Genomic DNA, 1457 nt, shown 5'->3' on the forward strand with positions numbered 1-1457 from the left:
GAACCCAACACGCGTTCCAGGCGTGCGCCATAGGCCGCTAGGCGAATCCTCCAGCTGTTTGCTCACAAGAGCAGATACCAGAGTACCCGAAACCGGTGCCATGTGCCGAATCGGGCAGGACGCCGCACCTCCCTTGAGGCGGGGCTGCCGAGCCAACCCGGGGCCGCCGAGTCCCGCCGTTGAGCGGTCCGCGGAGCGAATCCGGGCGCCGTCGGGCGTAGCCGGACCTCTGCACTGGAAGCCTGCATTTCACAGTGGCAAACTATCGCCATTGATGCGGTGAAGGGCTTGGGAAAACCCTCCACCCGAGAGGGATGAACCGACATGGCCACGGCTCCGGAGTCAGCGGATGGCAGCGTTCCACCGGCAAGCATTCTGGACTGGCTGCTGGCCGGTGATGCGTCCATCCGGTTCCAAACTCTCCGCGATCTCTGCGACGCTTCCGCGACCGAAGTGACCGAGGCGCAGGCCAGGATCGCCGGCTCAGGCTGGGGCGCGCTGCTGCTCAGCTTCCAGGACGCGGACGGCAGCTGGGGCGGCGGTCTCTACAACCCCAAGTGGACTTCCACCCTGTTTACCCTGCTGCTGCTCCACTGGCTCGGACTGGCGCCGGGGCACCCGCAAGCAGTGGCCGGCTGCCGGCGGCTGCTGGACGGGGCCGAGTACTTCGACGGCGGGCTGGGCTATGGGAAGCATCCGGACCGGGCGGAGAACTGCGTCACTGCCATGGCCGTGCTGGTCAGCTCCGAGCTGGGCCAGCGGCTCGGCGGTGACCAGCGGATCGACGACGCCGTGTCGTGGCTGCTGGCTGAGGAATTGGACGACGGCGGCTGGAACTGCGAGCCCCACATCTCCCTGGACAAGCACGCCTCGTTCCACACCACTATCAGCACGCTGGAAGCACTGGCTGCCTACCGTCACAGCGGCGGCGGAATCAGCGTGGGCGTGGCGGAATCCCGCGGCCGCGAGTTCCTGCTGATGCATTCGCTCTACCGCTCCCACCGGACCGGGGCCGTGGCGCACCCCGCGTTGTCACAGTTCCGGTTCCCGCCACAGTGGCACTACGACATTCTTCGCGGGCTGGAGTACTTCCGGGCCGAGGACTGCCCGCACGATGACCGGATGTCGATCGCCGTGAAAGCCGTGGCCGCCGGACGGCGCACTCCGGGCAACTGGGGCGGGTATAGGCCCTATCCGGGACGGATGTGGTTCCGCTGGACGCCGGAGGACATCGGCCGCTGGGCCACCCTCCGCTGCTCGCGCGTGCTGCGCTGGTGGAACGCACCCGAAGGCACCGCCGGCGGCTCTCCTCCAGGCCCTGCCGCTGATTTCGGGACGCCACCGGGAGTCGGGTAGACTGTTCGTCGGCCCCTCATGCGGTGTCATCCTGTGAACTCCCCCAGGACCGGAAGGTAGCAAGGGTAAGCGGGCTCTGTCAGGTGCATGAGGGGTCTTTA

Annotated in this window: 1 protein-coding gene and 1 other RNA gene; both read left to right on the plus strand. The window is 67.5% G+C overall.

Going from position 1 to position 1457, the window contains the following annotated elements; all coding sequences use genetic code 11:
* The first annotated feature begins 324 nt into the window (after positions 1-324).
* The gene (locus tag AC5RWT_RS37370) at positions 325-1356 is read left to right on the plus strand and encodes a hypothetical protein (RefSeq protein ID WP_494084616.1); all 1032 of its coding nucleotides are present in this window, start codon (positions 325-327) and stop codon (positions 1354-1356) included.
* A gap of 7 nt (positions 1357-1363) precedes the next feature.
* Positions 1364-1457, plus strand: an RNA gene (gene ffs / locus AC5RWT_RS37375) — signal recognition particle sRNA small type.

It is taken from the genome of Arthrobacter sp. Dra40 (genome assembly GCF_059091905.1).